This window comes from Streptomyces sp. NPDC093094 (genome assembly GCF_044754345.1).
Lineage (GTDB): Bacteria > Actinomycetota > Actinomycetes > Streptomycetales > Streptomycetaceae > Streptomyces.
In genome coordinates this window covers 305,054-330,318 of record NZ_JBIVOX010000009.1, presented here as the reverse complement: position 1 = coordinate 330,318, position 25,265 = coordinate 305,054, and the positions used below count along the sequence as shown (strand labels likewise).

General features: G+C 72.3%; 21 protein-coding genes and 1 riboswitch. Of the genes, 12 read left to right on the top strand and 9 right to left on the bottom strand.

What is annotated here, in order from left to right; genetic code table 11:
• The first annotated feature begins 115 nt into the window (after nucleotides 1–115).
• Complete coding sequence (locus ACIQGV_RS21710; RefSeq protein WP_402496676.1) at nucleotides 116–1,468, top strand: SWIM zinc finger family protein; 1,353 nt, start codon at nucleotides 116–118, stop codon at nucleotides 1,466–1,468.
• A 118-nt stretch (nucleotides 1,469–1,586) separates the two neighbouring features.
• Entirely contained in the window at nucleotides 1,587–3,407 is a 1,821-nt protein-coding gene (locus ACIQGV_RS21705; protein WP_402496675.1) for a DUF5691 domain-containing protein, read from the top strand.
• Between the two features lie 161 nt (nucleotides 3,408–3,568).
• Here ACIQGV_RS21705 and ACIQGV_RS21700 read toward each other — a convergent pair whose 3' ends face one another.
• Nucleotides 3,569–3,985: a cobalamin B12-binding domain-containing protein gene (locus ACIQGV_RS21700; protein WP_402496674.1), complete on the bottom strand. Its 417-nt coding sequence runs from the start codon at nucleotides 3,983–3,985 to the stop codon at nucleotides 3,569–3,571.
• A gap of 528 nt (nucleotides 3,986–4,513) precedes the next feature.
• On the opposite strand from ACIQGV_RS21700, the gene ACIQGV_RS21695 reads away from it, so the two are divergent.
• Both ACIQGV_RS21695 and ACIQGV_RS21690 read left to right on the top strand, forming a co-directional pair.
• Complete coding sequence (locus ACIQGV_RS21695; RefSeq protein WP_402496673.1) at nucleotides 4,514–5,377, top strand: esterase/lipase family protein; 864 nt, start codon at nucleotides 4,514–4,516, stop codon at nucleotides 5,375–5,377.
• Between the two features lie 219 nt (nucleotides 5,378–5,596).
• Nucleotides 5,597–7,186 (top strand): M23 family metallopeptidase, encoded by a 1,590-nt coding sequence (locus ACIQGV_RS21690; RefSeq protein ID WP_402496672.1) that lies wholly within the window; start codon nucleotides 5,597–5,599, stop codon nucleotides 7,184–7,186.
• A gap of 72 nt (nucleotides 7,187–7,258) precedes the next feature.
• Here the strand turns inward: ACIQGV_RS21690 and pcrA are convergent, their stop codons facing one another.
• Nucleotides 7,259–9,745, bottom strand: coding sequence for a DNA helicase PcrA (gene pcrA / locus ACIQGV_RS21685; RefSeq protein ID WP_402496671.1), 2,487 nt, complete (start codon nucleotides 9,743–9,745; stop codon nucleotides 7,259–7,261).
• 230 nt (nucleotides 9,746–9,975) lie between these two features.
• Nucleotides 9,976–10,141, top strand: a riboswitch (cyclic di-AMP (ydaO/yuaA leader).
• Nucleotides 10,142–10,148: 7 nt separating this feature from the next.
• Between pcrA and ACIQGV_RS21680 the strand changes: the two genes are divergently transcribed.
• Nucleotides 10,149–11,351, top strand: a complete 1,203-nt coding sequence (locus ACIQGV_RS21680) for an NlpC/P60 family protein (protein WP_402496670.1) — start codon at nucleotides 10,149–10,151, stop codon at nucleotides 11,349–11,351.
• Between the two features lie 368 nt (nucleotides 11,352–11,719).
• The gene (locus tag ACIQGV_RS21675) at nucleotides 11,720–12,730 is read left to right on the top strand and encodes a tellurite resistance/C4-dicarboxylate transporter family protein (RefSeq protein WP_402496669.1); all 1,011 of its coding nucleotides are present in this window, start codon (nucleotides 11,720–11,722) and stop codon (nucleotides 12,728–12,730) included.
• On the opposite strand, the gene ACIQGV_RS21670 is transcribed toward ACIQGV_RS21675, so the two are convergent.
• Nucleotides 12,708–13,061 carry a hypothetical protein gene (locus ACIQGV_RS21670; protein ID WP_402496668.1) on the bottom strand — a complete coding sequence of 118 codons (354 nt, stop codon included), beginning with the start codon at nucleotides 13,059–13,061 and terminating at the stop codon, nucleotides 12,708–12,710. The two genes, ACIQGV_RS21675 and ACIQGV_RS21670, sit on opposite strands and share 23 nt — an antisense overlap.
• Before the next feature lie 445 nt (nucleotides 13,062–13,506).
• On the opposite strand from ACIQGV_RS21670, the gene ACIQGV_RS21665 reads away from it, so the two are divergent.
• Nucleotides 13,507–14,601: an NlpC/P60 family protein gene (locus tag ACIQGV_RS21665; RefSeq protein WP_402496667.1), complete on the top strand. Its 1,095-nt coding sequence runs from the start codon at nucleotides 13,507–13,509 to the stop codon at nucleotides 14,599–14,601.
• 111 nt (nucleotides 14,602–14,712) lie between these two features.
• On the top strand, nucleotides 14,713–15,345 hold the full coding sequence (locus ACIQGV_RS21660) for a hypothetical protein (protein ID WP_402496666.1): 633 nt from the start codon (nucleotides 14,713–14,715) through the stop codon (nucleotides 15,343–15,345).
• Between the two features lie 29 nt (nucleotides 15,346–15,374).
• On the opposite strand, the gene ACIQGV_RS21655 is transcribed toward ACIQGV_RS21660, so the two are convergent.
• Nucleotides 15,375–16,118, bottom strand: a complete 744-nt coding sequence (locus tag ACIQGV_RS21655; protein WP_402496665.1) for a LuxR C-terminal-related transcriptional regulator — start codon at nucleotides 16,116–16,118, stop codon at nucleotides 15,375–15,377.
• The gene (locus tag ACIQGV_RS21650) at nucleotides 16,115–17,407 is read right to left on the bottom strand and encodes a PspC domain-containing protein (protein WP_402496664.1); all 1,293 of its coding nucleotides are present in this window, start codon (nucleotides 17,405–17,407) and stop codon (nucleotides 16,115–16,117) included. Before ACIQGV_RS21650 ends, ACIQGV_RS21655 begins: the two co-directional genes overlap by 4 nt.
• A 179-nt stretch (nucleotides 17,408–17,586) precedes the next feature.
• On the opposite strand from ACIQGV_RS21650, the gene ACIQGV_RS21645 reads away from it, so the two are divergent.
• Entirely contained in the window at nucleotides 17,587–19,197 is a 1,611-nt protein-coding gene (locus ACIQGV_RS21645; protein ID WP_402496663.1) for a PspC domain-containing protein, read from the top strand.
• Entirely contained in the window at nucleotides 19,184–19,411 is a 228-nt protein-coding gene (locus tag ACIQGV_RS21640) for a hypothetical protein (RefSeq protein ID WP_402496662.1), read from the top strand. The genes ACIQGV_RS21645 and ACIQGV_RS21640 overlap by 14 nt, the downstream gene beginning before the upstream one ends.
• A 109-nt stretch (nucleotides 19,412–19,520) precedes the next feature.
• Here ACIQGV_RS21640 and ACIQGV_RS21635 read toward each other — a convergent pair whose 3' ends face one another.
• The 3 genes from ACIQGV_RS21635 to ACIQGV_RS21625 all read right to left on the bottom strand — a co-directional run bounded on the left by ACIQGV_RS21635 (nucleotide 19,521) and on the right by ACIQGV_RS21625 (nucleotide 21,808).
• Nucleotides 19,521–19,949 carry a nuclear transport factor 2 family protein gene (locus ACIQGV_RS21635; RefSeq protein ID WP_402496661.1) on the bottom strand — a complete coding sequence of 143 codons (429 nt, stop codon included), beginning with the start codon at nucleotides 19,947–19,949 and terminating at the stop codon, nucleotides 19,521–19,523.
• A gap of 171 nt (nucleotides 19,950–20,120) precedes the next feature.
• Nucleotides 20,121–20,645: a DoxX family protein gene (locus ACIQGV_RS21630; protein ID WP_402496660.1), complete on the bottom strand. Its 525-nt coding sequence runs from the start codon at nucleotides 20,643–20,645 to the stop codon at nucleotides 20,121–20,123.
• A gap of 359 nt (nucleotides 20,646–21,004) precedes the next feature.
• Entirely contained in the window at nucleotides 21,005–21,808 is an 804-nt protein-coding gene (locus ACIQGV_RS21625) for a class II aldolase/adducin family protein (protein ID WP_402496659.1), read from the bottom strand.
• Between the two features lie 190 nt (nucleotides 21,809–21,998).
• On the opposite strand from ACIQGV_RS21625, the gene ACIQGV_RS21620 reads away from it, so the two are divergent.
• On the top strand, nucleotides 21,999–22,625 hold the full coding sequence (locus ACIQGV_RS21620; RefSeq protein ID WP_402496658.1) for a hypothetical protein: 627 nt from the start codon (nucleotides 21,999–22,001) through the stop codon (nucleotides 22,623–22,625).
• Nucleotides 22,626–22,779: 154 nt separating this feature from the next.
• Nucleotides 22,780–23,253: a pyridoxamine 5'-phosphate oxidase family protein gene (locus ACIQGV_RS21615; protein ID WP_402496657.1), complete on the top strand. Its 474-nt coding sequence runs from the start codon at nucleotides 22,780–22,782 to the stop codon at nucleotides 23,251–23,253.
• Nucleotides 23,254–23,279: 26 nt separating this feature from the next.
• On the opposite strand, the gene guaA is transcribed toward ACIQGV_RS21615, so the two are convergent.
• Complete coding sequence (guaA, locus tag ACIQGV_RS21610; protein ID WP_402496656.1) at nucleotides 23,280–24,860, bottom strand: glutamine-hydrolyzing GMP synthase; 1,581 nt, start codon at nucleotides 24,858–24,860, stop codon at nucleotides 23,280–23,282.
• Nucleotides 24,861–25,265 lie beyond the last annotated feature (405 nt).

Below are 25,265 nucleotides of genomic sequence, written 5' to 3'. Positions count from 1 at the left end.
CTCGGCCGGTTCGGATCTGGTGTCCACCGTGCACCACACCACTGACAATGCGCTCTGACCTGCGGAAATGTGCTCTCCGAGCCGATTGTCAGTGGGGGGATCTACCTTCGATGACATGACACAGCAGGAGGTGCGCTGGACGGCGGACCAGGTGCTGGCACTGGCGCCTGACGTCGCGTCACGCGAGGCGGGCAGCAGGCTCGGTGCGGCCGGTCCGTGGTCGGGGGCGGGGAGTTCCGGCGAGGGGGCGGTGTGGGGTCTGTTCAAGGGCGGGGGCAGCGGTCCGTACCGCACGGCCGCCGACCTCGCGGACGTCTCCGGCCCCGCGTACACATGCAGTTGCCCCAGCCGGCGGTCCCCGTGCCGGCATGCGCTCGGGCTGCTGCTGCTGTGGGCGGACGGGGGCGGCGGCGTGGTGTCGAGGGGGCCGGCACCGGAGTGGGTGGAGGAGTGGAGGGAGGGGAGAAGAGCGCGGGCCGGACGGAAGGCGGCTTCGGGCCGGTCCGGTCCGGAGGGCGGACCCTCCGATCCCGAGGCGGCGCGGCGCAGGGCGGAGCGGCGCGCCGAGCGGATCACGGCGGGGGTGACCGAGCTGGAGCAGCGCCTCATGGACCTGCTGCGCGGCGGTCTGGCCTCGGTGGAGCGGACCGGAGACGGGCTGTGGGAGGAGATCGCGGCCCGCATGGTCGACGCGCAGGCCCCGGGACTTGCCGCGAGAGCGCGGGAGTCGGGGGCGACGGTGCCGTCCGGTGCGGACTGGCCCTCGCGTCTGCTGGAGGAGTGCGCCCTGCTGCACCTTCTCGGCCAGGGCTGGCTGCACCGGGAGCGGCTGCCGCCCGCCCTGGCGGCGGCCGTCCGCTCCCGCGTGGGCCTGCCCACCGCTCCCGAGGGGCCGCCGCTGCGGGACGACTGGCTGGTTCTCGCCCAGTACGACACACAGGACCCGAAGCTGACGACGCGCCGGACATGGCTGCACGGCAGCGGTTCGGGCCGCACCGCCCTGGTGCTGTCCTACGGCGCCGCCGGCCGTGCTCCGGAGCTGACGCTGCCGGTGGGTCTGGCACTGGACGCGGAGGTGTCCGCCTATCCGGGCGGACTGCGCGGCGTCCTCGGTGAGCGGTTCGGGCCGCCCGCGCCCGCGGTGACCCGGCCGCCGGGTGTGCCGGTGACGCGGGCCGTCGCGCTGTACGGCGAGGCGCTGCGGGACGATCCGTGGCTGGAGTCGGTTCCGGTGACGCTGGAGAGGGTCGTGCCCGTGCCGGACGGCGATTCCTGGCACCTGGCCGACGCGGCCGAGGACGCGGCGCTGCCGCTCACCCCGGCCGCCCGCGCCCGGCCGGGCCTGTGGCGGCTGGTGTCGCTGGCGGGCGGCGCACCGGTGAAGGTCTTCGGCGAGTGCGGCCATCGCGGCTTCAATCCGCTGGCCGCCTGGCCGCAGGGGGCGGGTGGGGCCGTGGCGCTGTGCTGAGGAGGAACAGCCCCGTCGCCGCGCCGGACGCCCCCGCGCGCGGACCCCGCGCAGGCCGGTCCTCCCGCTTCCCTCTCCCCCGACCCGACGGAACGCGAGCCCCGAAAGGAAGCAGCCGATGACCAGGCGACCCTCCTCCGCGGAAGCCCCCGAGCCGGGCCTCTGGGAGGACCTCGTCACCACAGCCCTGCTCGGCACGGACCGCCGTACGCCACCGGCCGGACCCGACGTGGACCGCCGTACACCACCGGCCGGGAGCGGTGCGGACCGTTCCACGCCACCGGGCGGCCCCGGCATGAACCGCGCCGCGCCGTCCGGCGGGCCCGGCACCGGCCGCCGCGCATCACCGGCCGGACCCGTCACGGGCCGTCGCGACCTCTCCGCCGACGGGCCTCGGCGCAGCGCCTCCGCGCCCGTGGCACTGCTGGACGCGGCAGCTCAGGAGACTCTGCGGCGGCGGGCCGGACTGCGGGCGGCGCGGGCGGCGCGGCGGCCGGAAGCGGCGCCGGTGGATCCCCGCCCGGCGCTGCCCGGCGCCGCGGCCCGCCGGCTGGCGATGCTGCTGGCCGAACGGCCGGGCACGGCCGGCGGTGGCCGCAGAGGCACGGCTCCGGACCTGATGGAACTGCTGCCGCAGTGGCTCCACACGGCGAACGCCCGTGGCTACGCGCCGCCCCCGGAGCTGCTGCCCGCCCTGCTGGACGCGGCACGGGGCCGGACGGATCTGCGGCCGGCGGCTCTGGCCTTCGCGGGCCCGCGCGCGCTGTGGCTGGCCCGGCTCAACCCGGACTGGCGGTTCGCCCTGCGGGCCACGCCCGGCGGGGGCGCGTCGATGCCCCGTCCCGACGACACGGAGGCGGTCCGGCGGCTGTGGCGGGAGGGGCTGTTCGCCGAGCGGGTCGCCCTGCTGGCGGCGATCCGGTCCCGGGAGCCCGCGGCCGCGCGGAAGCTGCTCTCCTCGACCTGGGCGCAGGAGCGGGCCGAGGACCGGCTGATGTTCCTCGACTCGCTGCGGGTGCGGCTGGAGCCGCGGGACGAGCCGTTCCTGGAGCAGGCGCTGGACGACCGCAGCCGCAACGTCCGGGCGACGGCGGCGGAGATGCTCTCGGCGCTGCCGGACTCGGCCTTCGCCGCGCGGATGGCGGTCCGGGCCGCGGTGAGCGTGGCCCTCGACCACACGCTCGAATCTCCGACGATCAGTGTCGAGGCACCTCACGAGTGCGACCCGGGCATGGAACGGGACGGTGTCGTGGCGAAGGCTCCGGTGGGACGGGGAGAACGTTCATGGTGGTTGGGCCAACTGGTGGAAGCCGCGCCTCTCGGTGTCTGGCCGGGACGGCTCGGCGGACGTACGCCGCGGGAGATCGTGGCCCTGCCCGTCGCGGACGACTGGCAGGGGGAGCTGCACGCGGCCTGGTGCCGGGCCGCGGTACGGCAGCGCGACGCGGCCTGGTCGAGAGCGCTCCTCGGTCCGCCGTCGGCTCCCGAGGCGGGCGGCCCCGGTGCGGTGTCGCTGGCCGAGCGAGCCAGGCTGCTGGGCACCCTGGCGGCCGGGGAGCGGGCCGACTGGGTGGCCGGGTTCATCGCGACGCACGGTCTGTCGGAGGCGTTCCAGCTGCTCGGTGTCTGTGCGGTGCCCTGGGCGGCGCCGCTGGGCCGGGCCGTGGTGGACGCCCTGAACATCGCGCGGGACGCGGGAAGTTACCCCTGGAGTTTCAGCGGCGTGATGGGTCTGGCCGAGCGCTGCCTGGACCCGGCGGAGGCTCGTCGGCTCGATGGTCTGCTGGCCGTGCCGGAGGAACCGGAGGACGCGTCACCGGGTGCCGGCGGCTACTGGGCGGAGGCGTTCCAGCGTCTTGTCTCGACCTTGCGGCTGCGCGCGGCCATGACGGAGGAACTCGGGGTGGTGGCGGGCGAAGGGACGGCGGCGCGCGGATAGAAGGCCGTACAGGTGCACAGAGGGCCGTACAGCTCCGTCCGGTGGGTCGCGGGGCAGGCGGTCGGGCGGGTCCGCCCGGCCCGGCGGGCGGGTCCGCCGAGCCGGTGACTCTCCGGACCTGCGACTCTCCGGACCGGACCTTCCGTGCCCCGCCCGGAGGGCTACGCCTCGGCGGGCTGACGGACGTTCGCGCGGACCCAGTCCACGATCGACGCCGTCGTGGCTCCCGGGGTGAAGATCTCGGCGACGCCCTTCTCCTTGAGCGGCGCGATGTCGCCGTCGGGGATGATCCCGCCGCCGAAGACGAGGATGTCCTCGGCTTCGCGCTCACGGAGCAGCTCGATCACGGCGGCGAAGAGCGTGTTGTGGGCGCCGGAGAGGATGGACAGCCCGATCGCGTCGGCGTCCTCCTGGATGGCGGTGTCGACGATCTGCTCGGGCGTCTGGTGGAGGCCGGTGTAGATGACCTCCATACCGGCGTCGCGCAGGGCCCGCGCGATCACCTTGGCCCCGCGATCGTGGCCGTCGAGTCCCGGCTTGGCCACCACCACGCGGATCGGACCGGCTGCCACACCCATCACTGCCTCCATGAAGCGACGTCATGCATCCGTTCCGACAAGTACCGCACACATCGGACACCCGGCGCACATGACGCAGGTCACGGGCACATCGGAGAGGGCGCCGCACTCGCCCCGCCCCCGGCCGGGAGACCGGGCGCGGCACGGGCGCCCCGGATTGTACGGACCGGGGGCGTGAGCGCACGTCGTCGCCGGGATCCCGCGGCCGGCCGTTTCGCGGAGGAGGGCGAGGGGGAAACCACACGGTGGGACACGTTCGCCGCGCATCGTTCCGAGTCTTCGCGGCCCACGCGCCGCGGGGTTCCGTGGCACAGGGACCGCGGTCCGAGGCGGAACGCGCGCAAGGAGAGCTGCGACGAGGCCGCAGCACCGGCGGGGCACCTCACCATCACCCGGGCGCCTTCCGCGCCACCCGCCGCGTCACGGACCCGCGCCCCGCCGGGGCCGGCCGAGCGCACTCGCCGAGGCTTTCCACGAGGGCATACGGGGGACAGGGCAGTCCTCCGGCGTGCCGTTGGGAGGTCGGCCATGAAGGTCACCCAGGATCTGTCGTCCCTGGAGTCGCTGTACCGGCGCCTGCCGACCGACAGGCTGACCGGCCTCTCCGTCGCCCTGCTGAAGGCGACCGCTCTGGAACTGGCGATCCTCGCCGGCCATCTGCTCCTCTATCCCTCCGGCATCGCCCAGGAGCGCCGCCCCTGCACTTCTCCCGGCCCGGCCGAGGGCGCATCGCGGCTGCCCTCGAAGGAGCGGGCCCCGGTGGTGCTGCTGCACGGGTTCATGGACAACCGCTCGGTGTTCCTGCTGCTGCGCCATTCCCTGGGCCGGCAGGGCAGACCGCGCACCGAGTCGCTCAACTACTCGCTGCTCACCACCGACATCCGGGCCGCCGCGGAGATCTTCGGCCGGCAGGTCGAGGAGATCTGCGAGCACACCGGCAGCACACGGGTCGACGTCGTCGGGCACAGTCTGGGAGGGCTGATCGCGCGTTATTACGTGCAACGGCTGGGCGGTGACGAGCGGGTGCGGATGCTGATCACGCTCGGCAGCCCGCACTCCGGCACCCGGGTCCTGCCCCTCGCCGACGCGCACCCGATCGTGCGCCAGATGCGCCCGGGTTCGAAGGTCATCGAGGAGCTGGCCCGGCCGGCCCCCGGTTGCCGTACGGAGTTCGTCAGCTTCTGGAGCGATCTCGACCATCTGATGGACCCGGTGGAGGCGGCCCGGATCGACCACCCGGACCTGCTGGCGCACAACGTGCAGGTGACCGGGATCGGCCACCTCGCGCTGACCGTGCATCCCGCCGTGGCGAGCGCGGTGCGGCAGGCGCTGGACGGCACCCGCGCTCCGGCCGGGACGGCGGTGGAGGGGGGCGGCCTGACCGTGGCCTGACGCCGTTCACAAGGTGTTCCGGTGTCGTCCGAGGGGCCTCGATTATCGAACAACTCTCGAACACAAAGCCAATATCGTGCCCACGGCCCCCCGAAACACGGCCGAATGCCCGTTTCCTTCGTACGCGAAACCTGAGGAAGATTGTCGTGCCCGCATACCGCCGGGTACAGTCACCGCACTGCTCTGGCAGCCCCTGTTGTCGAGGCGAAAGAGAAGTTGGTGAACGACCGTCACCTGTCGGGGACCATGACCACCCCGGCCCCGGCTTCCGACGCCTCTTCGGCGCCCTATGCGTCGTACGGCACCCAGGAAGCCGCGTACGGCGACTTCACCACCTACGGCGGTTACGACGCAAGCGGTTTCGCGACCGGAGAGGCCGCCGGGACGTACGCCGCGGACCCCCTCTTCGGCGCCTCGCACAGCGCCGGCCACGACACGGGTTCCTACGACGGCACGCAGTGGTCCGCCGACGGCCACCACACCCCGGACTACGACGCGTACGCGGCCCAGCACCACACCGCCTACGGCACCGGCGCCTACGACGCCGGCGCGTGGTCCGCCGGCCAGCAGCTGCCCCTCGTCCCGCCGCAGGCCACCGCCTCCGACACCGGCGGCTGGGAGTCCCCCGGCTGGGACCAGGACGCGAGCGCCTGGCAGCAGCCCGCCGTCCACGCCGACGGGACCCAGCAGTGGGCCTGGGGCGCCCAGGGCTACGACACCGGCGCCTACGACGCCACGCAGTGGAACTCCGACGGCTCGGCCTCCACGGGCACCGGCACCGGCGAGTACGACCTGGCCTTCCACCAGCAGGCCACCGCGACCTTCGAGCAGGTCGCGCACGACGGCCGGACCTCGTTCGACGAACATGCCCCGTACGACGGACACGACGAACAGACCTCGTACGACGGGCACGACGAGCAGGCGTCGTACGACGAGCACACCTCCCACGACGAGCACACCTCCTACGGCGAGGGCGGCCCGGGCGACACCGGTGAACTGCCCGCCGTGGAACTGCTGGACGACCAGGAGGAGTTCACCCCGGCTCCGCGCGCGGCCTCGCGCAGCGCGTCCCGCGCCCGCCGCCGCACCCCGGCCAAGCGCTCCGCGCTGCTGACCGTGGCCGTGCCCTCGGCGTGCGTGATGGGGGTCGCCGGGATCGCCGCGGCTTCGGTCGGCACCCTGACCGGCGGCGAGAAGGAGACGACCGCGACAACGAAGTCGGACGCCCAGCCGGTGAAGCCGGCCGCCGCCAACAACAAGCTGGACACCCAGCTGGAGAGCCTCTCCGCCGGGGCCGACGACTTCGCCGACCGCGCCAGCCGCACCCAGGAGCGCATCGACCTCAAGGCGCAGCAGGACCTGGAGAAGAAGCGGGCGGCGGAGGAGGCCGCGCGCAAGGAGCGGCTGCGTCCCAAGTTCGCGCTGCCGGTGGCCCAGCACGGGCTCAGCGCCTACTACGGTCAGTCCGGCGTCAACTGGATGTCCCTGCACACCGGCATCGACTTCCCCGTCTCGTACGGCACTCCGGTGCTGGCCGCGACCGACGGCACCGTGCGGACGCAGTGGAACAGCGCGTACGGCAACATGATGATCGTGACGGCGATGGACGGCACGGAGACGTGGTACTGCCACCTGTCCAGCTACCAGCTCGCCTCCGGGACGACCGTGAAGGCCGGTGACACGATCGCCTACTCGGGCAACTCCGGCAACTCCACCGGTCCGCATCTGCACTTCGAGGTGCGTCCGGGCGGCGGTTCGTCGATCGACCCGCTGTCCTGGCTGCGCAGCCACGGGCTGGAGCCCTCGTAAGTCCCGCACCCCTTCGGATGTCATGGGTGAGCCCCGCTGTCCAAGACAGCGGGGCTCACCCATGTCGTCGTGCTACAGCTTCTCGACCGGGGCGTACCGCAGCAGCAGCCGCTTGGGCTTGGCCTCGCCGAAGTCGATCGTCGCCTCGGCGTTGGCGCCGGTGCCCTTGACGGCCATGACGGTGCCGAGGCCGAACTGGTCGTGGGTGACGCGGTCGCCGACCGCGAGTGAGACGACGGACTTCTCCGCTGCGCGGCGGGTGGCGAACCCGGAGGCACCCGACGCCGAGGAGCGCGAGCGGGACGAGGAGAGCGAGGCGGCGATCCCGGAGGCCGGGCCGGAGGAGACGGGCGCGGTCGCCCCCGTGCGTTTCCAGTCCACGTGGTGCGGCGGGATCTCCTCCAGGAAGCGGGAGGGCGGGTTGTACGACGGCTGGCCCCAGGCGCTGCGCATCGCCGCGCGGGTGAGGTAGAGCCGCTCCCGCGCGCGTGTGATGCCGACGTAGGCCAGACGGCGCTCCTCCTCCAGCTCCTTGGTCTGGCCGAGGGCGCGCATGTGCGGGAACACGCCGTCCTCCATGCCCGTGAGGAAGACCACCGGGAACTCCAGGCCCTTGGCGGTGTGCAGGGTCATCAGGGTGATGACGCCGGAGCCTTCCTCGTCCTCGTCGGGGATCTGGTCGGAGTCGGCGACGAGCGCGACCCGCTCCAGGAAGGCGGCCAGTCCGCCGGAGGTCTCGCCCTCGCCGGACTCCTGCTCGAACTCCAGCGCCACGGCCGCGAGTTCCTGGAGGTTCTCGATACGGGTCTCGTCCTGGGGATCGGTGGATGCCTGCAGCTCGGCGAGATAGCCGGTGCGTTCGAGGACCGCCTCCAGGATCGTGGCCGGACCGGCGCCCGACTCGACGATCGTACGGAGCTCCTCCATCAGCGCGTTGAACCGCTTGACGGCGTTCGTCGAGCGCGCGGCCATGCCGTACGCCTCGTCCACGCGCTTGAGCGCCTGCGGGAAGCTGATCCTCTCGCGCTGGGACAGGGCGTCGACCATCGCCTCGGCGCGCTCGCCGATACCGCGCTTGGGCACGTTGAGGATCCGGCGCAGGGGGACGGAGTCCTCCGGGTTGGCCAGCACCCGCAGATAGGCGAGGACGTCCCGGACCTCCTTGCGCTCGTAGAAGCGGACACCGCCGACGACCTTGTAGGGCAGGCCGACGCGGATGAAGACCTCTTCGAAGACCCGGGACTGGGCGTTGGTGCGGTAGAAGACGGCGACGTCACCGGCCTTCGCGTCCCCCGCGTCCGTGAGACGGTCTATCTCGTCGGCGATGAACTGTGCCTCGTCGTGCTCGGTGTCGGCGACGTAGCCGGTGATCCGCGCGCCCGAACCCGCGTTGGTCCAGAGGTTCTTGGGGCGGCGGGATTCGTTGCGCTCGATGACCGCGTTGGCCGCGGAGAGGATCGTCTGCGTGGAGCGGTAGTTCTGCTCCAGCATGATCGTCGTCGCGTCCGGGTAGTCCTCCTCGAACTGGAGGATGTTGCGGATGGTCGCGCCGCGGAAGGCGTAGATCGACTGGTCGGCGTCACCGACGACGCACAGCTCGGCGGGAGGGACGCCGTACTCGCCGGACGGCGCCTCGGCGGAGTGTGCGCCGGTGCCCACCAGCTCGCGCACCAGGGTGTACTGGGCGTGGTTGGTGTCCTGGTACTCGTCGACCATGACATGGCGGAAGCGGCGGCGGTAGTGCTCGGCGACGTCCGGGAAGGCACGCAGCAGATTGACCGTCGTCATGATCAGGTCGTCGAAGTCGAGGGCGTTCGCCTCACGCAGCCGCGACTGGTAGAGGGCGTACGCCTGGGCGAGGGTCTTCTCGAAGCCGTCGGCGGCCCGGGCGGCGAAGTCCTCCTCGTCGATCAGCTCGTTCTTCAGGTTGCTGATCTTGGCGCTGAACGCCTTCGGCGGGAAGCGCTTCGGGTCGAGGTCCAGGTCGCGGCAGACCAGGGCCATCAGGCGCTTGGAGTCGGCGGCGTCGTAGATCGAGAAGGACGACGTGAAGCCGAGCTTCTTGGACTCGCGGCGCAGGATGCGCACACACGCGCTGTGGAAGGTCATGACCCACATCGCGTGCGCGCGCGGGCCGACGAGCTGCTCGACGCGCTCCTTCATCTCGCCCGCGGCCTTGTTGGTGAAGGTGATCGCGAGAATCTGCCCGGGGTGCACGTTCCGCTCGGCCAGCAGGTGGGCGATGCGGTGGGTGAGCACACGGGTCTTGCCGGAGCCGGCGCCGGCCACGATGAGCAGCGGGGAGCCGGAGTGGACGACGGCCGCGCGCTGGTTGTCGTTCAGGCCCTCCAGCAGTGCGGCGGTGTCGACCGCGGGGCGCGGGGCGCCGTCGCGGTAGTACTCGTCCCGGTCCGGGGGCACGTCGAACTTCCCGCCGAACAGATCGTCCGGGATCGGCTCCGGAGCGTGCTCGTGCTCGGGCGGCGGCGGAGGCTCCTCCTCGTGCCCGCGAGGGGCCTGGAGGTCCGCCAGGAAGCTGTCGTCAAAGAGGCTGCTCATCGCTCTCCGAGTCTAGGGGGCGCCGCCGACAACCGGCCGCCGTCCGGGGAACTCCCCGGCCGCCACCCTACGTAGCACCACTGACACTGCCTGCGGCGCAGTAAGCGCGTGCACGACAAGGTCACGAAAATGTATCGGGCATATCGCCCATCAACCTTCACAAGGGCCACACGAGTTGGCTACGGTGCCGGGCAGGCCGTACGACCCCCACCGGCGAACGTCGCCGGGCCGCGCGGCCTCCGCCGAGTCCGATGCGCCCACACGGCGCGGAGCCGGGGACCCACCGATCCTGGGGTGAATCGGCCCACTCCCTCAGGGGAGCGCCGTAGGGCAAACCTTCCGAACCATCCGCCCGAACCCGACAGCTAACCCGGTAGGCGGCCGATGGAAGGAGTCGCCTCTCTTGGCGTCGCACCGCAAGGCGCGTCCCGCTGGTACGCGCGTCGCAGGCATACGGACCCCCGCCCTGGCCACGGCGGCCCTCACCTCCGTGGCCCTGCTGTCCCAGACGGCCAACGCCAGCCCCTCGGACGACGACCGGCCGAGCCTGGAGGAGGTCGAGAAGAAGGTCGACGACCTGTACCGCCAGGCGGAGTCGGCGACCGAGAAGTACAACTCGGCCAGGGAACGCACCTCCAAGCAGCGCAAGCAGGTCGACACCCTGCTCGACGACGTGGCCCGGCGCACCCAGAAGCTGAACGAGGCGCGCGAGGAGCTCGGTTCCTTCGCCGCCGCCCAGTACCGCACCGGCGTCGCCGCGCCCGACACGGAGACCTTCCTGCTCGCCGACACCCCGCAGGACTACTTCGACCGGACCCAGCTGATGGACCGCCTCACCGGCCGTCAGAAGGAAGCGGTCGACGACTACGTCACCGAGCAGTCCGCGACGATGGAGAAGCGCCGCGAGGCCACGCAGAGCCTCGAGACGCTCACCGACTCGCAGAGCGACCTGAAGACGGCGAAGGCCACCGTCCAGAAGAAGCTCGCCGACGCCCGCGAGCTGCTGTCGCGGCTGACGGCCGAGGAGAAGGCCCGGCTCGCGGCGATCGAGGAACGCGAGCGCGAGGAGGCCGCCCGCAAGGCCGCCGAGCTGGCCGCCCAGCAGGCGGAGGAGCAGCGGCAGCGGGAGGCCGCCGAGGAGGCGGCGCGGCAGGAGGCCGTGACCGGTGACGCGTCCCCGTCCACCGGCGGCACGGACACGTCCGGCTCGACGGGCTCCTCGTCCCCCTCCGTAGGCTCCGGCTACTCCACCAAGGCGGAGAAGACGCTCGCCTTCGCCCGCACCCAGATCGGCAAGCCGTACGTCTGGGGCGCCACCGGGCCCGACTCCTACGACTGCTCCGGTCTCACCCAGGCCGCCTGGCGGGCCGCCGACGTCACCCTCCCGCGCACCACCTGGGACCAGGTGAACGCCGGCACCACCGTCTCCCTCGCCGACGCCCAGCCCGGCGACCTGGTCTTCTTCTACGGCGACATCAGCCACGTCGGTCTGTACATCGGCAACGGCATGATGATCCACGCCCCGAAGCCGGGCGCGTACGTCCGCGAGGAGTCCATCTACTACGACGGGGAGTCGGCGATCCACAGCGTGGTGCGGCCGGCCTGACGGAAGCGCCCGGTCCGGCGGAGACGCCCGGTCCGGCAGGTCCATCCGGGCACGCCCGGTCGTGGAGGAGCGTGACGGCGCTTCTCCACGACCGGGCGTGCTGGTGTGTGGCGCCCCCCTCCGCGTTCCTGCGGGGTGCGGCCCGCTCCAGGGGCGTGGCTCGTTCCGGGGGCACGCTCCAGGGAGTGGCGCGTGCCAGGTGCTCGGTGCGCGCCGTGCGCGCCGGGGTGAACAGGCGCGCGCCGGGGTCTTGGCGCACGCGAGGTGCGCACCATGGTGTGGTCTTCGGCGTGCGCCCGCGTGGTTTCGTGCGGGTGTGCGCGCGTGGCCCGCGCGCACGGCGCGTGGGGCTTCCTAGCATCGGCGGCATGCCCGGTACCTCACCCCTTCGCTCCTGGTGGGCGCAGCGTCCGCCCGCCGCCGGTGCCGCCGTGATGGCGACCGGCATCCTCTCGGTCGGCCTTCATCTGACCGGACACGAGGTGCTGTCCCGGATCCTGCTGGTGCTGGCCGGTGCCGCCTGGCTGGCACTGGCCGCGGACTTCCTCGCCCGGCTGCTGCACGAGCGGCGACGGTGGCTCGCCGAGGCCGGGACACCGGCGGCGCTGACGGCGGTCGCCGCCACCGGTGTGCTGGGCACACGCGTGTCGGCCCTGGGCTGGCAGTCACTGGCCGGCGCACTGCTGGCACTCGCCACGCTGATGTGGCCGGTCCTGCTGGTGGACGTCCTCGGACGCTGGAAGAAGCACATGCCGGGGGCGGTGTTCCTCGGCTGTGTGGCCACGGAGGGCCTCGCCGTGCTCGGCGCGACGCTCGCGGCGGCGCAGAACACCGCCTGGCTCGCGCGCGCGGCGATGGTGCTGTTCTGGCTCGGGATCGTCCTCTACTGCTTCGCCCTGCCCTGCTTCGACCGGCACCAGGTGACCCGGGGGGCGGGGGACCAGTGGGTCGCGGGCGGCGCGCTCGCGATCTCGGCGCTGGCCGGATCGCGGCTGATCGCCGCCGACAGCGCCCGTCTGCCGCTGTGGAACGACGACGCCCACGACGTGCTGCGGTCGGTCACCTCCGCACTGCTCGTCCTCGCCCTCGCCTGGTACGTGGTCCTGCTCGTCGCCGAGGCGGGGTGGCCGCGTCCGCGCTACGACGTGCGGCGCTGGGCGACCGTGTTCCCCATGGGCATGACGGCGGCGGCGATGCTGTCCGTCGCCGCCGCCCTGGACACGCCCTGGCCGAAGGGGCCGGGGCAGGTGCTGCTGTGGATCGCGGTGGCCGCCTGGCTGGCGGTCGGCGCCGCGGCCGTGCTGAACGCCCGGGACGAGCTGCGCCGCCCGGCGCCCCGGCCCGGCGCGGAAGGGGTCAGGTCCAGAGCACCGCGATGAAGACGTTCGCCGTGGTCAGCAGGCCGACCAGGCCGAACAGGCTCTTGTCCACCTTCTCCTCGTCCCGCTTCACATAGACCAGGCCGAGGATCACGACCAGCAGGGCCAGCTTCACCCCGATCTTGATGTTGTTCACCGGCTGGTCGTCGGCCTGGTCGAGGCCGACCAGGACCATGCCGGTGACCAGCATCGTCAGTGCGCCGTGCAGCATCGCGGGGACGAAGCGGGCGGTGCCCCGCCCCATCGCCTTCATCTGGGTGAGGAAGCCGCCGAGGAGCGAGGCGATGCCGATGATGTGCAGGCCCACGAAGAAGTGGATGAGTACGTCCATGAGGCCGGAGCCTAGTGAGCGGCCCCAAGCCCCTCGGACACCGGGCCACCCCTGCATATATGCGCTCCATAGCACCCCCGTCCCGCCCGAGGCTCTCGAACACCCGCATCGGTCAGCGCGCTCCGTGAAGTCGACCGCCCCGGTCCCCGGCCGCGGACAGATGCGGTCACCTGCCGAACCACTGACGACACTTCCGCACAATGCGTCACCGGGCCGTCACGCCCGGGTTTAGCGTCCTCCCCCAGGTGACCGGCTCCCCACCGCCGCCCGGGCCAGGGGCGGCAGCCGGACACCACCGCCGAATAGGTCCGGCGGCGTCCGCTCCCCCTGTGCGGCCGCCGTCGGACCGCGGGCCGTCCCCGGGCCCGCGCGCCACTCCCCTGGCGGCCGTGTCCTCCTGTGGCCACGGGTCCCGGCGGTCCCAGGAAAGGACGTGCAGGTCCACGTGGCAGCGCACCGAAGGTCCAGACAGCGGTCGGTCGGCGGCAGCACGGTCCGTACGGCGGCCACGATCGCCCTCGCGGGCGCGGCGACCACGACCGCCTTCGACGGCACCGGCCAGGCCGCCCCCGAACTGACACCGGCGCAGGTCAAGTCCAAGGTGGACAGGCTGTACCAGGAGGCCGAGACCGCCACCGAGAAGTACAACGGCGCCAAGGAGAAGGCCGACGCCGCCGCCCGGCGCCTCAAGGAACTCCGGGACGAGGCGGCCCGCAAGGAGGAGCGGCTCAACACGACGAGGGACGCCCTCGGTTCGTTCGCCGCGGCCCAGTACCGGCAGGGCGGCTTCGACCCCGCGCTGACCCTCGCCCTGTCCGACGCCCCCGACGCGTACCTCGACCACGCCTCCTTCGCCGAACGCGCGGGCGACCGCCGGTCCGCCGCCGTCCGCCGGGCACGCGCACAGCTCCGGGACATCGAGCAACTGCGCGGCGCGGCCCGCGTCGAGCTGGCCTCGCTCAAGTCCCGCCAGGCCGAACTGCAACGGCATCGCACGACCGTCACCGGGAAACTGGACACGGCCCGCCGTCTGCTGTCCCGGCTCACGGCCGAGGAACGCGCCCAGGTCACCGGCGACCGTGGCACCCTCCCTGTCCGTGCCTCACGCGACGCGGCAGCCGCCCGCGACGGTCTCCAGGCCCCCGCCTCCGCGACAGGCGCCTCGGCCGCGTCGGCCGCGTCGGCCCCCGGCTCGCGCGCCTCCGCAGCCGTCTCGTACGCCTACAGCAAGCTCGGCAGCCCCTACGTATGGGGCGCCACCGGGCCGAACGCCTTCGACTGCTCCGGTCTCGTCCAGGCCGCCTACCGCTCCGCCGGCGTCGAACTGCCCCGCACGACGTACGCCCAGATCGGTGCCGGCCGCCGTGTCTCCCGCTCCGAACTCCTCCCCGGCGACCTGGTGTTCTTCTACTCCGGAATCAGCCATGTCGGCATCTACATCGGCAACGGCCGGATGATCCACGCCCCCAACCCGTCCGCGCCGGTACGCGTCGCACCGCTCGACGAGATGCCGTTCGCGGGGGCGACCAGGGTGGTGTGAACCCGGCCGTCCGCCGGACTCCCGGCATGGCATGGGCACGGCGGCACGGTAGCGTCGTCGTGGGGGACGGTGGCCGCACCGGCCCCGCCGTGTCCCCGCCGAGAGGTCCCGATGCCCCGCTCCTCGCTGCCGCCTTTCCCTCCCCCGCCGTATCTGCGGACCTGGCCGGACCGCGCGGCCCTGCTCGCGGACCGGGCCCGGGCACTGGAGGAACTGCGACGCCGCAGCCTGGGTGTGCACCGGGTGCTGCTGCTGTGGCTGCTGGCCCTCACCGCGATCATCGGCTGGTCGCTGCTGATGCTGCCGTTCCAGCAGCTCGCGGAGGAGGACCCCACCGCCTTCCTGCTGGGCCCGGTCTTCGGGCTGCTGGGCCTGGCCGCCTTCGTGCCTTCCGTCGTGGCCGTCGCCCTGGCCGTGCACCGCGACGGCCATCTGCGCCGACTCCTCGACGCCTGGCTCGCCCTGGACAGCCACCCGTCCTGGGACGCCCGCCTGCGCTCGCCCGGGCTCAGCCTCTTCTGGCTGCTGTCCTCCCTCGCCGTCGGCGCGACCGGCCTGTGGGCGTCCCTCGCCTCGGCCGCCGGCGCCCGGCCCGGCCGGTCCACCTACGCCGATGTCGCCCTCGGCATGGGCATCGGCATGATCCTCTGGCTGACCGGCCTGATAGGCGCGACCAAGGCGGTACGGCACTACCGCTGGGCACTAAGGGTCCTGGGGCCGGGCCCCTTGCCGGGGCACCGGTAGGAAGCCCCCGGCCCGCCCGGCGGGGAGCCCTACACCAGCCGCCGCGCCGTCGCCCACCGCGTCAGCTCGTGGCGGTTGGACAGCTGAAGCTTCCTCAGCACCGCCGAGACATGCGATTCGACCGTCTTCACCGAGATGAACAGCTGCTTGGCGATCTCCTTGTACGCGTACCCGCGCGCGATCAGCCGCAGCACCTCGCGCTCGCGCTGCGTGAGCCGGTCGAGGTCCTCGTCGACCGGCGGGGCGTCGGTGGAGGCGAAGGCGTCGAGGACGAAGCCCGCCAGGCGGGGCGAGAAGACCGCGTCGCCCTCCTGGACCCGGAAGATGGAGCCGACCAGATCCGAACCGGTGATCGTCTTGGTCACATAGCCCCGGGCACCCCCGCGGATCACGCCGATCACGTCCTCGGCCGCGTCCGAGACGGACAGTGCGAGGAAACGCACCGGCTGCTCGGCGTCGGCCATCAACGCGGCGCACCGGCGCAGCACTTCGACACCACCGCCACCCGGCAGATGCACGTCCAGCAGGACGACCTCCGGTCGGGTCGCCGTGATGACGGTGACCGCCTGGTCGACGTCCGCGGCCTCACCGACCACCTCGACGCCGGTCTGCGCGGTCTGCCCGATCTCGGCCTGGACGCCGGTGCGGAACATCCGGTGGTCGTCGACGAGGACCACACGCACCCGCCGCCCGCCCGGGCCGCCGGCCGTCTCCGCGGTCCCGGCCGCCTCCGCGGCTCCCGCCGTGCCGTTCGTCTCGGTCGGGTCACTCATGACGTCTTCTCCGCCCTCTCCATCTCCAGCTCGACCTCCGTGCCCCCGTCGGGCACCGCCCTCAGCCTCGCGGTGCCGCCGTTGCGCTCCATACGGCCGATGATCGATTCTCTGACGCCCATGCGGTCGGCGGGTATCGAGTCCAGGTCGAAGCCGGGGCCACGGTCCCGGACGGACACGAAGACCGTCCTGCCCTCGACTTCGGCATAGACCTGTACGGCGCCGCCCTCGCCACCGTACTTGGCGGCGTTCACCATCGCCTCGCGCGCGGCCTGCATCTGCGACCCGATCTTCTCGTCGAGCGGGCAGTCCCCGACCACGACCACCTCGATCGGGACACCGTGCTTGTCCTCGACCTCGGCGGCGTTGTGCCGCACCGCGTCGGCGAGGGTGGACGGCTCGTCGGCCTCGTCCTTGCCGGTGCCCTCGGGTTTGTACAGCCAGGTGCGCAGGTCGCGCTCCTGGGCGCGGGCGAGCCGGCGCACCTCGTTCGCGTTCTCCGCGTTGCGCTGGATCAGGGTCAGGGTGTGCAGCACCGAGTCATGCACATGAGCGGCGACCTCCGCTCTCTCCTGGGCGCGGATACGCATCAGACGTTCCTCGGAGAGGTCCTGGGTCATGCGCACCAGGTAGGGCCCCGCGAGGAGCGTTATCCCGACGAGGACCGCGAGGGCGGCCTGGAGGACCGACCCCAGGTGGGCCGCCGAGCCCTGGAGGACGAAGACCCCGGTGACACCTGCCGTGACCAGCAGGACGCCGACGACCGCACGCAGCAGTGTGAGGGTGCGCCGGCGCCGGCCGACCTCGACCCAGCGGGCCCGGCGGGCGTTGTCCGCCTGCCGCCAGACGAGAGCGACGCCCGCGCCGACGAGCACGGTGGGCCAGAGATAAGCCCTGGCGCCGTTGCCCAGATTCACATTGCCCACGAAGACCATGGCCACGACGACCATCAGGAGCAGGGCGACGATCTGGCCCTTGTCCGGCTTGCGGGCGACGAGTCTGCGGCGGCCGTCGGACGCGGTCTCGGCGGTCACCGGGAAGGGCGGCCTCTGCGCCTCGACCCCGCCCACGCCCAGCGGCACGAAGAACCAGAAGGCGGCGTAGAGCAGCGCGCCGAGGCCGTCCGCCATGAACAGGCCGACGAAGACGAGCCGCACCCAGATCACGGGCAGCCCGAGATGCCCGGCGAGCCCTCGCGCCACGCCACCCAGCCAGCGTCCGTCGCTGCTGCGGTAGAGCTTGCGCGGGGGCCGCGGTTCGACGATGGGTGGCGCTGCGGCTTCCGGCATGCCATCGATGTTCACACGGGCGGGCGCGGCGGGGCATCAGGGTTGGCCCCCGAGACGCCCCTGATCTTCGACCGGCGTGCCCGACGCACGCCGCCCGCCGCCGTCTCGGGGGAGATATCAGGGTCCGGCCAGGGTCATACCGACTGCCGCCGCGGCGGCTCGCCCGTCACCATGGACTCATGACTGATCACCAGCACGCCGCGGACGCCGGGCCCGACTCGGGCACCGTGTCCGGCCCGCCGCCCGCGGACTCCGCGGGCGCGGACCCCCGCCTGCACGCGGGCACGCGCACGCAGGCGGGCGCGGGTGCGCACGGGCGGGCGGGCACGCGGAACGAGCGGACGGATGCGGCCGGCACAGCCCGGGCCGGCACCGCCGCCTCCGCCTCCGCCGCGGGTGGATCCGTGGGCGGACCGGCGGGCGGGTCCTCGGGTGGAGCCGGATCCGCCGCAGGACCTCCCGGCGCGGGTGCGGGTGAGCCTGTCGGCGCGGGCGGTTCCGAATCCCCGGAGCCGATGCGCCGGTTCCACCGGGACCGGCGGCACAAGGTGCTCGCCGGGGTGTGCTCGGGCCTGGGCCGGCAGTGCGACATGGACCCGGTGATCTTCCGGATCACGCTGGCCGTGCTGGCCGCCACCGGCGGCATCGGCCTGATCTTCTACGGCTTCGCATGGCTGTTCGTGCCGTACGACGACGAGGAGGAGAACGAGGTCCGCAAGCTGCTGACGGGCCGGGTCGACGGCCAGGCCCTCGCCGGCGTGCTGTTCGCCCTGGTCGGCTGCGGGGTCTTCCTGACGATGCTGAACAACGGCGGGGTGCTCAGCTTCGCCGTCATACTCTCGCTTCTGCTCGCGGGTGCCGGGTACTGGTCGCAGCAACGGGGCGCGGCCGACCCCGATCCACTGGCCGCGCAGGCCGCGGCCGACGCCCCTCCGGAGGCCAAGGCACCGCCCGCACCCGCCTCCTACCCGTCCTGGTGGCGGGACCCGATTGTCAAGGACGGCACCCATGTCGGCGGCACCGGCTATCTGTGGGGTCCGAGAGACTCCGGCGACCATGACATCGCGGCCGCGGTCGGCGTCGATCTCGACCTCGCCGGCTATCCGCACGGCGCACGGGCGCCCCACTCCCCGCGGACCGAGACGCGCAAGCCTCGCGGCCCTCGCTGGATCGGCGGCTGGATCTTCCTGCTCGCCCTGCTCGGCGGCGCCCTGACCACCCGGCTGACCTGGGAGGAGCATCCGCTGGGGACCAGCGTGCAGGCAGGGCTGGCCTGCGCGCTGATCGTCCTCGGCCTGGGCATAACGGTGAGCGCGTTCCTGGGACGCACGGGGGCCGGGTCGGTGTTCCTCGCGATCCTCACCGCCGGTCTGCTGGCCGGGGCGGCCGCGCTGCCCAAGGACATCGGCACCGAGTGGAACCGCACGACCTGGCGGCCCGCCACCGTTGCCGATGTCCGTCCCCGGTACGACCTGGGCACCGGTGTCGGCACGCTGGACCTGTCCCGGCTCGACCTGGCCGAGGGGCAGCGGGTGAGCACCGACGCCGAGGTCGGGGTGGGCCGGCTGCGGATCGTCGTGCCGCCGGACGTGACCGTGAAGGCGAACATCGAGGTCGGCGTCGGCGACATCCAGCTGCCGGGCGAGGGCAAGCACGACGTCGATGTGGCGGCGGGCAGGAGCAAGGAGACGACCTTGGCGCCGGTCAAGGGCACGAAGGCCGGGGGCATCATCGAACTCGACCTCCAGGTCGGTGTCGGACAGGCGGAGGTGAGCCGTGCTGCGTCATGAGTTCAGGCCGGGGAAGCTGGTGGCCGGGTTCTTCGTCACCGTCGCGGGCGTGCTCTACGCCGGTGACGCGGGAGGCGCCTGGGAGACGCCGTGGTTCGTGGCCATCCCCGTCGTGGTGGGCGGACTCTGTCTGGCGGGGGCGGTGGGTCTGGCGGGCCGGAGCATGAGACGTCGGCGCGGGGGCGGCACGGCCGAGGCCGGAGCGGGGTCCTAGACCACGCTCCGGGCCGGGGCCCGCCGCACCCTCGCCTTCTCGCGGACCAGGTTCGGGCTTCGGGCCGAAGGGGCCTGGAGCGCGAACGGACGAAGGCTGCCGCGGCGGGTTACAGGTGGTCGCCCCAGCCGCTCTGGATCATGGTCTGGAAGGACCATTTCCCGTCCCGCCTGAGCAGGACGTCGGCATAGCGGAGCTGCTGGGAGTGGCCGTCCACGGTCATGGTCGAGTCGGTGAGGACCACAGCTATGGAGGAGGACAGGAACACCGGGGTCCGGGTGGACTCGAAGGTGATGTCCTGGTCGCCCTCGCCCATCACCTGGGTCATGGTCGCGACGAACTGATCCCGGTCCCACTGTGCCGAGCGCCCGTTGCCCGCCGAGTCGTCGCTCACGAGGTTGAGCGGGAACACCGCCATGTCCGCCATGCGCTCGATGTCACGTCGGCCGCTCGCGGCGTCGTAGTCGGCGAACCAGGCGTCCAGGCTCGCGCGGTCGTCGGCGGTCGGGGTGTATCCGGTGTCGGGCAGGAAGGTCATACAGGCTCCTCCAGGGGAACAGGGGCGAGGCCGGAGAAGGGCTAGTCAAGTTTATCTAGCTGGCCACGGGGAGCGTATACCCGGCGACAACATTAGTAAAACTTGAATAGCCGCCATGCCCTCTCGCGGCGCACCGGGCCGCCGAGGCGGCGCGCACCGGAAGGGCGGCTTCTAGCGGTAGGCGCCGACTCGTTCCTCGCGCCGGTCGCGCAGAACCGCGTCCAGCGAGAGATAGGGCGCACCGGCGAGGACGAGAGGGAGCCAGGCCATCAGGTAGACGAGATCGTTGCCGTAGTAGTACGGATCGGAGGCCCAGCTGACGGTGAGCCACAGACTGAGGGAGATCAGCGCGCCGCCGAGGGCGGCGATGCGGGTGAAGAGGCCGATCAGTACGCCGAGGCCGACGGCGAGCTCACCGAAGGCGATGGCGTAGCCGAAGCCGACGGGGCTCTTCAGGGCCATGTCGACCAGGGCGGGGATGGCGGCGGAGTCACGGACGCCGCGCATCATCTCGCCGATGGAACCGGCACCGGAGTCCTTCATGAAGGCACTGTCGGTGAGTTTGTCGAGGCCCGCGTAGACGAAGGTGACGCCGAGGAAGACCCGCAGCGGAAGGAGCGCGTAATGGGTGGCGGTGGCACGCCAGTCGCGACCGTCCGGGTAGGAATGAGTATTGGTGCGCATACCGTGAGTCATCGCTGACAGCCGCCTCTCGCCCACGTGACGTGCCCCCCGATCGACGATACGTAGGAAAGGGAGGTACCGCTCAGTCCGAGAACTACCGGAATTTCGAGGAGCGGTGAAGGGGAACGGGTCCATGTCGACCCTCCTGGGAGGATTTCCCCACGGCCGAGATCATCCGGCGTGACGGGAGCCGGGCGCGTCGCACCGGGAGGGAGTCCTCGCGGACGAGGAGCTCGCGAGGACGGGGCGGCGGTGTCACGCGGCCTCTGACCCCACGCCTGAACCCGCGGACCAGTCCGGTCCGGTCCGGCCCAGCCCAGGCCAGCCCAGGCCAGCCCAGGCCAGGCCAGGCCAGGCCAGGCCAGGCCGGCTCAGTCGAGCAGGTCCGGTTCGCTGCGGCTGATGTCCTGCCACAGGGGCTGGTAGTTGATCCAGGCCACGAGGTCGCCGCCGAGCTGTTCACGGGTCGCGACGGCCATGCGGTGGTCGATGAGGACGGGCCGGCCGGCTGCGCGCGCGGTCAGCTGGACCTGGGAGGAGCGCTCCATGGTGATGAACCACCAGGCCGCCGCGTCCACCGAGCCGCCGACGGTCAGCAGGCCGTGGTTGCGCAGGACGAGGGCCTTGCCGGAGCCGAGCGCGGCGGCGATACGGCGGCCCTCCTCGGCGTCGACGGTGACTCCGGTGTAGGCGTCGTAGAGGGCGTGGTCCTCGTAGAAGGCGCAGCTCTCCTGGGTGATGGGGTCGAGCAGTTCGGCGAGGGCGGCGAGGGCGCGGCCGTGCACCGAGTGGCAGTGCGCGACGGCGACGACGTCGGGGCGGGAGGCGTGGACCTGGGCGTGGACGGTGAAGGCGGCCTGGTTGACGTGGTAGCGGCCCTCGACGACCTGTCCGTCGGAGTTGGCGAGGACGAGGTCGCTCACGGTGACATGGCGGAAGGGCATGCCGAACGGGTTCACCCAGAAGCAGTCGCTGTACTCGGGGTCGCGGGCGGTGATGTGACCGGAGACCCCGTCCTCGAAACCGAGCCTCCCGAAGAGGCGCAGCGCGCCCGCGAGGCGTTCCTTGCGGTGCCGGCGTTCGTCCTCGACCGAGTCGTGCATGGGCGGCATGGCGAACCGCAGCTTGTCCGTCGGGAGGGCGGGGGGTGGGGTCGGCCCGGGCGTCCCGTGCATCGAGTCCTCCAGGAGAGGTGTGCTGTACGGGGCGGAAGTTACCGCCGGTCCGCCCGGGAGGACAGGTTGTTGCGTGAAGATGACGTACGCAACAGAGAAGCAGCACACAACCTTGGGAAGGGTTCACCGGTCTGGGTTCCGGAATCAGCAGTTCAGCGCCGGTTTCCGGCCACCGCAGTCAGGAGCCCTCGTGAGCCTCACCGAGCAGCACATCACCGCCGTCATGCGGCAGGTCGCGTCCCAGGACGTCGTCGAGCTCCACCACCCCTATGCGAAGGCGCAGACGGTCGGTTCGCTGGCGTACATCGCGGAGGCGTACGGCTTCCGGTACGCGGACGCCCGTGTCGAGGGTGAGCAGAAGACGATGCACGTCTACCTCGTGCGGGAGCACGACGAGGGGGCGCTGCGCCGGGCGGCGGCCAACGCGGCCGCGTTCCCGCAGGCCGGTGCGGGGGGCGCGGTGCCCGGGATGCGGCAGGGCACCCTCACCCCGCTGCCGGAGGCGCAGGCGGAGGTGGACGTGCTCATGGCCCTCATCCGGTACGACGCGTTCGGCTCGGCCGTCGACCGCAGGAAGTTCATTGCGATGTCCTGGTCGTTCCCGCTCGTGTTTCTGCTGCTGGCCGTGCTGACCGGGCAGTACGCCGTACTGGTCCCGCTGGCCGCGCTGCCGCCGGTCGTCCTGCTGGGCGCCCTGCGGATCAACACGGCCAAGCGCGCGAAGACGGCCGAACGGCTCACGGCCGCGGGGTGCGTGCCGGTGCAGGACCAGCAGGGACGGGAGCGGTACGTCCGTCCGGTGCCGCACGAGTCGTGACGCACGGCCCCCGGCCGCACCGCACCGCACCGCACCGCCGAGCCGTCTGCACCGGACCACCAGGCCACCCGCACCGCCGGGCCCCGGGCCCCCGGGCCGCGAACCACCCGGATACCCGACAGAAGATGTCGGGTATCCGCGCCACACTCGCCGTATGGCAGCGAACTGGGACACCTTCTCCACCGCCGCACCGGATCTCGCCAGGACCGTCGAGGGACGGTTCGGGGCGTTCACCCACCACACCCTCGCCACGCTCCGCAGGGACGGTTCGCCCCGCACCAGCGGTCTGGAGGTCCGTTTCCTCGCCGGCGAGCTGTGGCTCGGCATGATGCCGGACTCGCTCAAGGCGCTCGACCTGCGTCGCGACTCCCGTTTCGCGCTCCAGGCGAACCCGGGCGAGGGCACCGGGATGGGCGGAGGGGACGTAAGGATCAGCGGGCGGGCGGTCGAGGTCGACGATCCGGAGGCGAAGGGCGCGTACGTGAAAGAGGTGGAACCGCCGGAGCCGTTCCACCTCTTCCGCACCGAGCTGACGGAGGTCGTGCGGACCTGCGTCGAGAACGACACGTACCTGGTCGTCCAGGTCTGGAAGCCCGGAGAGCCGGTGCGCACTCTCAAACGGACCTAGGAGGACCTAGGAGGCCCCGGGAGGACCTACTCCCACTCGATGGTGCCCGGCGGCTTGGACGTCACGTCCAGGACCACGCGGTTCACGTCCCGCACCTCGTTGGTGATGCGCGTCGAGATCTTCGCCAGCACCTCGTACGGCAGACGCGACCAGTCCGCGGTCATGGCGTCCTCGGAGGAGACCGGGCGCAGGACGATCGGGTGGCCGTAGGTGCGGCCGTCGCCCTGGACGCCGACCGAGCGGACGTCCGCGAGCAGGACCACCGGGCACTGCCAGATGTCGCGGTCGAGGCCGGCCGCCGTCAGCTCCTCACGGGCGATGGCGTCGGCGTCGCGCAGCAGGTCCAGGCGCTCCTTGGTGACCTCGCCGACGATACGGATACCGAGGCCCGGGCCGGGGAACGGCTGGCGCTGGACGATCTCCTCCGGCAGGCCGAGCTCCTGGCCGACCATGCGGACCTCGTCCTTGAACAGCTTGCGCAGCGGCTCGATCAGCTTGAACTCGAGGTCCTCGGGGAGGCCGCCGACGTTGTGGTGCGACTTGATGTTCGCGGTGCCGGTGCCGCCGCCGGACTCGACGACGTCCGGGTAGAGGGTTCCCTGCACCAGGAACTCCACGGCCGGACCCTCGTCCGCGATGATGTCCGCCTGCGCCTGCTCGAAGACGCGGATGAACTCGCGGCCGATGATCTTCCGCTTCTCCTCGGGGTCGCTGACGCCCTTGAGCGCGTCCAGGAAGCGCTCCTCGGCGTCCACGACGACCAGCTTGACGCCGGTCGCGGCCACGAAGTCCTTCTCGACCTGCTCGGTCTCGCCCTTGCGCATCAGGCCGTGGTCGACGTAGACGCAGGTCAGCTGGTCGCCGACGGCGCGCGCGACGAGGGCCGCGGCGACCGCGGAGTCCACGCCGCCGGACAGGCCGCAGATCGCGCGCTTGTCGCCGACCTGCTCACGGATGGCGGCGACCTGCTCCTCGATGACGTTGCCGGTGGTCCAGTCCGGCTTCAGCCCCGCGCCGCGGTAGAGGAAGTGCTCCAGCACCTGCTGGCCGTGCGTGGAGTGCATGACCTCGGGGTGGTACTGGACGCCGTAGAGCTTCTTGTCGTCGTTCTCGAAGGCGGCGACCGGGACGACGTCCGTGGACGCGGTCACGGTGAAGCCCTCGGGGGCGGCGGAGCAGGCGTCGCCGTGCGACATCCACACGTGCTGCTCGGCCGGGGTGCCCTCGAAGAGGGTGGAGGACGACTTGGAGACGCGCATGTCGGTACGGCCGTACTCGCGGGCGCCGCTGTTGTCGACGGTGCCGCCGAGGACCTGCGCCATCAGCTGGAAGCCGTAGCACATGCCGAAGACGGGGACGCCGGCCTCGAAGATCTCGCGGCCGAGGCGGGGGGCGCCCTCCTCGTACACGGACGAGGGGCCGCCGGAGAGGATGATCGCCGCCGGGTTCTTGGCGAGCATCTCCTCGACCGGCATGGTGCTCGGCACGATCTCGCTGTAGACCCGGGCCTCGCGGACTCGACGGGCGATGAGCTGGGCGTACTGCGCGCCGAAGTCGACGACCAGGACGGTGTCGGGGGCGGCGGCAGTGTGAGTCGCTGATGACACGGGGTGCCTTCTGGTGGTCGGGCGGGGGCTGTACGGCCGATTCTACCGAGGCGCGGGTCGGCCGCGGCCCCGCCCACCGGAGGGTCCGCCGAGAGATCCGGCCCCACGGCCTCGGAGGCTCCGCCGAAGGACCGGGCCCAGCAGGCTCGGAGGCTCCGCCGAACACCCGGCCCCGCATCACCGGGAACCCCCGCCGGCCGACCCGGCCCGGCCGCCGAGAACCCCCGCCCCCGACCCGACCCGCACCGCCAAGAACCCCTGCCGGCCGACCCGACCCCGCACCACCGAGAACCCCCACCCACCGACCCGGCCCGCACCACCGAGAACCCCCACCCACCGACCCGGCCCGCACCACCGAGAACCCCCACCCACCGACCCGGCCCGCACCACCGAGAACCCCCACCC

What these genes read in the sequence shown, in the direction of transcription:
- ACIQGV_RS21670 (WP_402496668.1), bottom strand. Translation starts at nt 13,061, where the DNA reads ATGGACGTACTCATCCACTTCTTCGTGGGCCTGCACATCATCGGCATC.
- ACIQGV_RS21615 (WP_402496657.1), top strand. Translation starts at nt 22,780, where the DNA reads ATGGCAGCGAACTGGGACACCTTCTCCACCGCCGCACCGGATCTCGCC.
- ACIQGV_RS21700 (WP_402496674.1), bottom strand. Translation starts at nt 3,985, where the DNA reads ATGGGTGTGGCAGCCGGTCCGATCCGCGTGGTGGTGGCCAAGCCGGGA.
- ACIQGV_RS21650 (WP_402496664.1), bottom strand. Translation starts at nt 17,407, where the DNA reads ATGCCGGAAGCCGCAGCGCCACCCATCGTCGAACCGCGGCCCCCGCGC.
- ACIQGV_RS21660 (WP_402496666.1), top strand. Translation starts at nt 14,713, where the DNA reads ATGCCCCGCTCCTCGCTGCCGCCTTTCCCTCCCCCGCCGTATCTGCGG.
- ACIQGV_RS21655 (WP_402496665.1), bottom strand. Translation starts at nt 16,118, where the DNA reads ATGAGTGACCCGACCGAGACGAACGGCACGGCGGGAGCCGCGGAGGCG.
- ACIQGV_RS21645 (WP_402496663.1), top strand. Translation starts at nt 17,587, where the DNA reads ATGACTGATCACCAGCACGCCGCGGACGCCGGGCCCGACTCGGGCACC.
- ACIQGV_RS21710 (WP_402496676.1), top strand. Translation starts at nt 116, where the DNA reads ATGACACAGCAGGAGGTGCGCTGGACGGCGGACCAGGTGCTGGCACTG.
- ACIQGV_RS21625 (WP_402496659.1), bottom strand. Translation starts at nt 21,808, where the DNA reads ATGCACGGGACGCCCGGGCCGACCCCACCCCCCGCCCTCCCGACGGAC.
- ACIQGV_RS21705 (WP_402496675.1), top strand. Translation starts at nt 1,587, where the DNA reads ATGACCAGGCGACCCTCCTCCGCGGAAGCCCCCGAGCCGGGCCTCTGG.
- ACIQGV_RS21635 (WP_402496661.1), bottom strand. Translation starts at nt 19,949, where the DNA reads ATGACCTTCCTGCCCGACACCGGATACACCCCGACCGCCGACGACCGC.
- ACIQGV_RS21695 (WP_402496673.1), top strand. Translation starts at nt 4,514, where the DNA reads ATGAAGGTCACCCAGGATCTGTCGTCCCTGGAGTCGCTGTACCGGCGC.
- ACIQGV_RS21630 (WP_402496660.1), bottom strand. Translation starts at nt 20,645, where the DNA reads ATGACTCACGGTATGCGCACCAATACTCATTCCTACCCGGACGGTCGC.
- pcrA (WP_402496671.1), bottom strand. Translation starts at nt 9,745, where the DNA reads ATGAGCAGCCTCTTTGACGACAGCTTCCTGGCGGACCTCCAGGCCCCT.
- ACIQGV_RS21675 (WP_402496669.1), top strand. Translation starts at nt 11,720, where the DNA reads ATGCCCGGTACCTCACCCCTTCGCTCCTGGTGGGCGCAGCGTCCGCCC.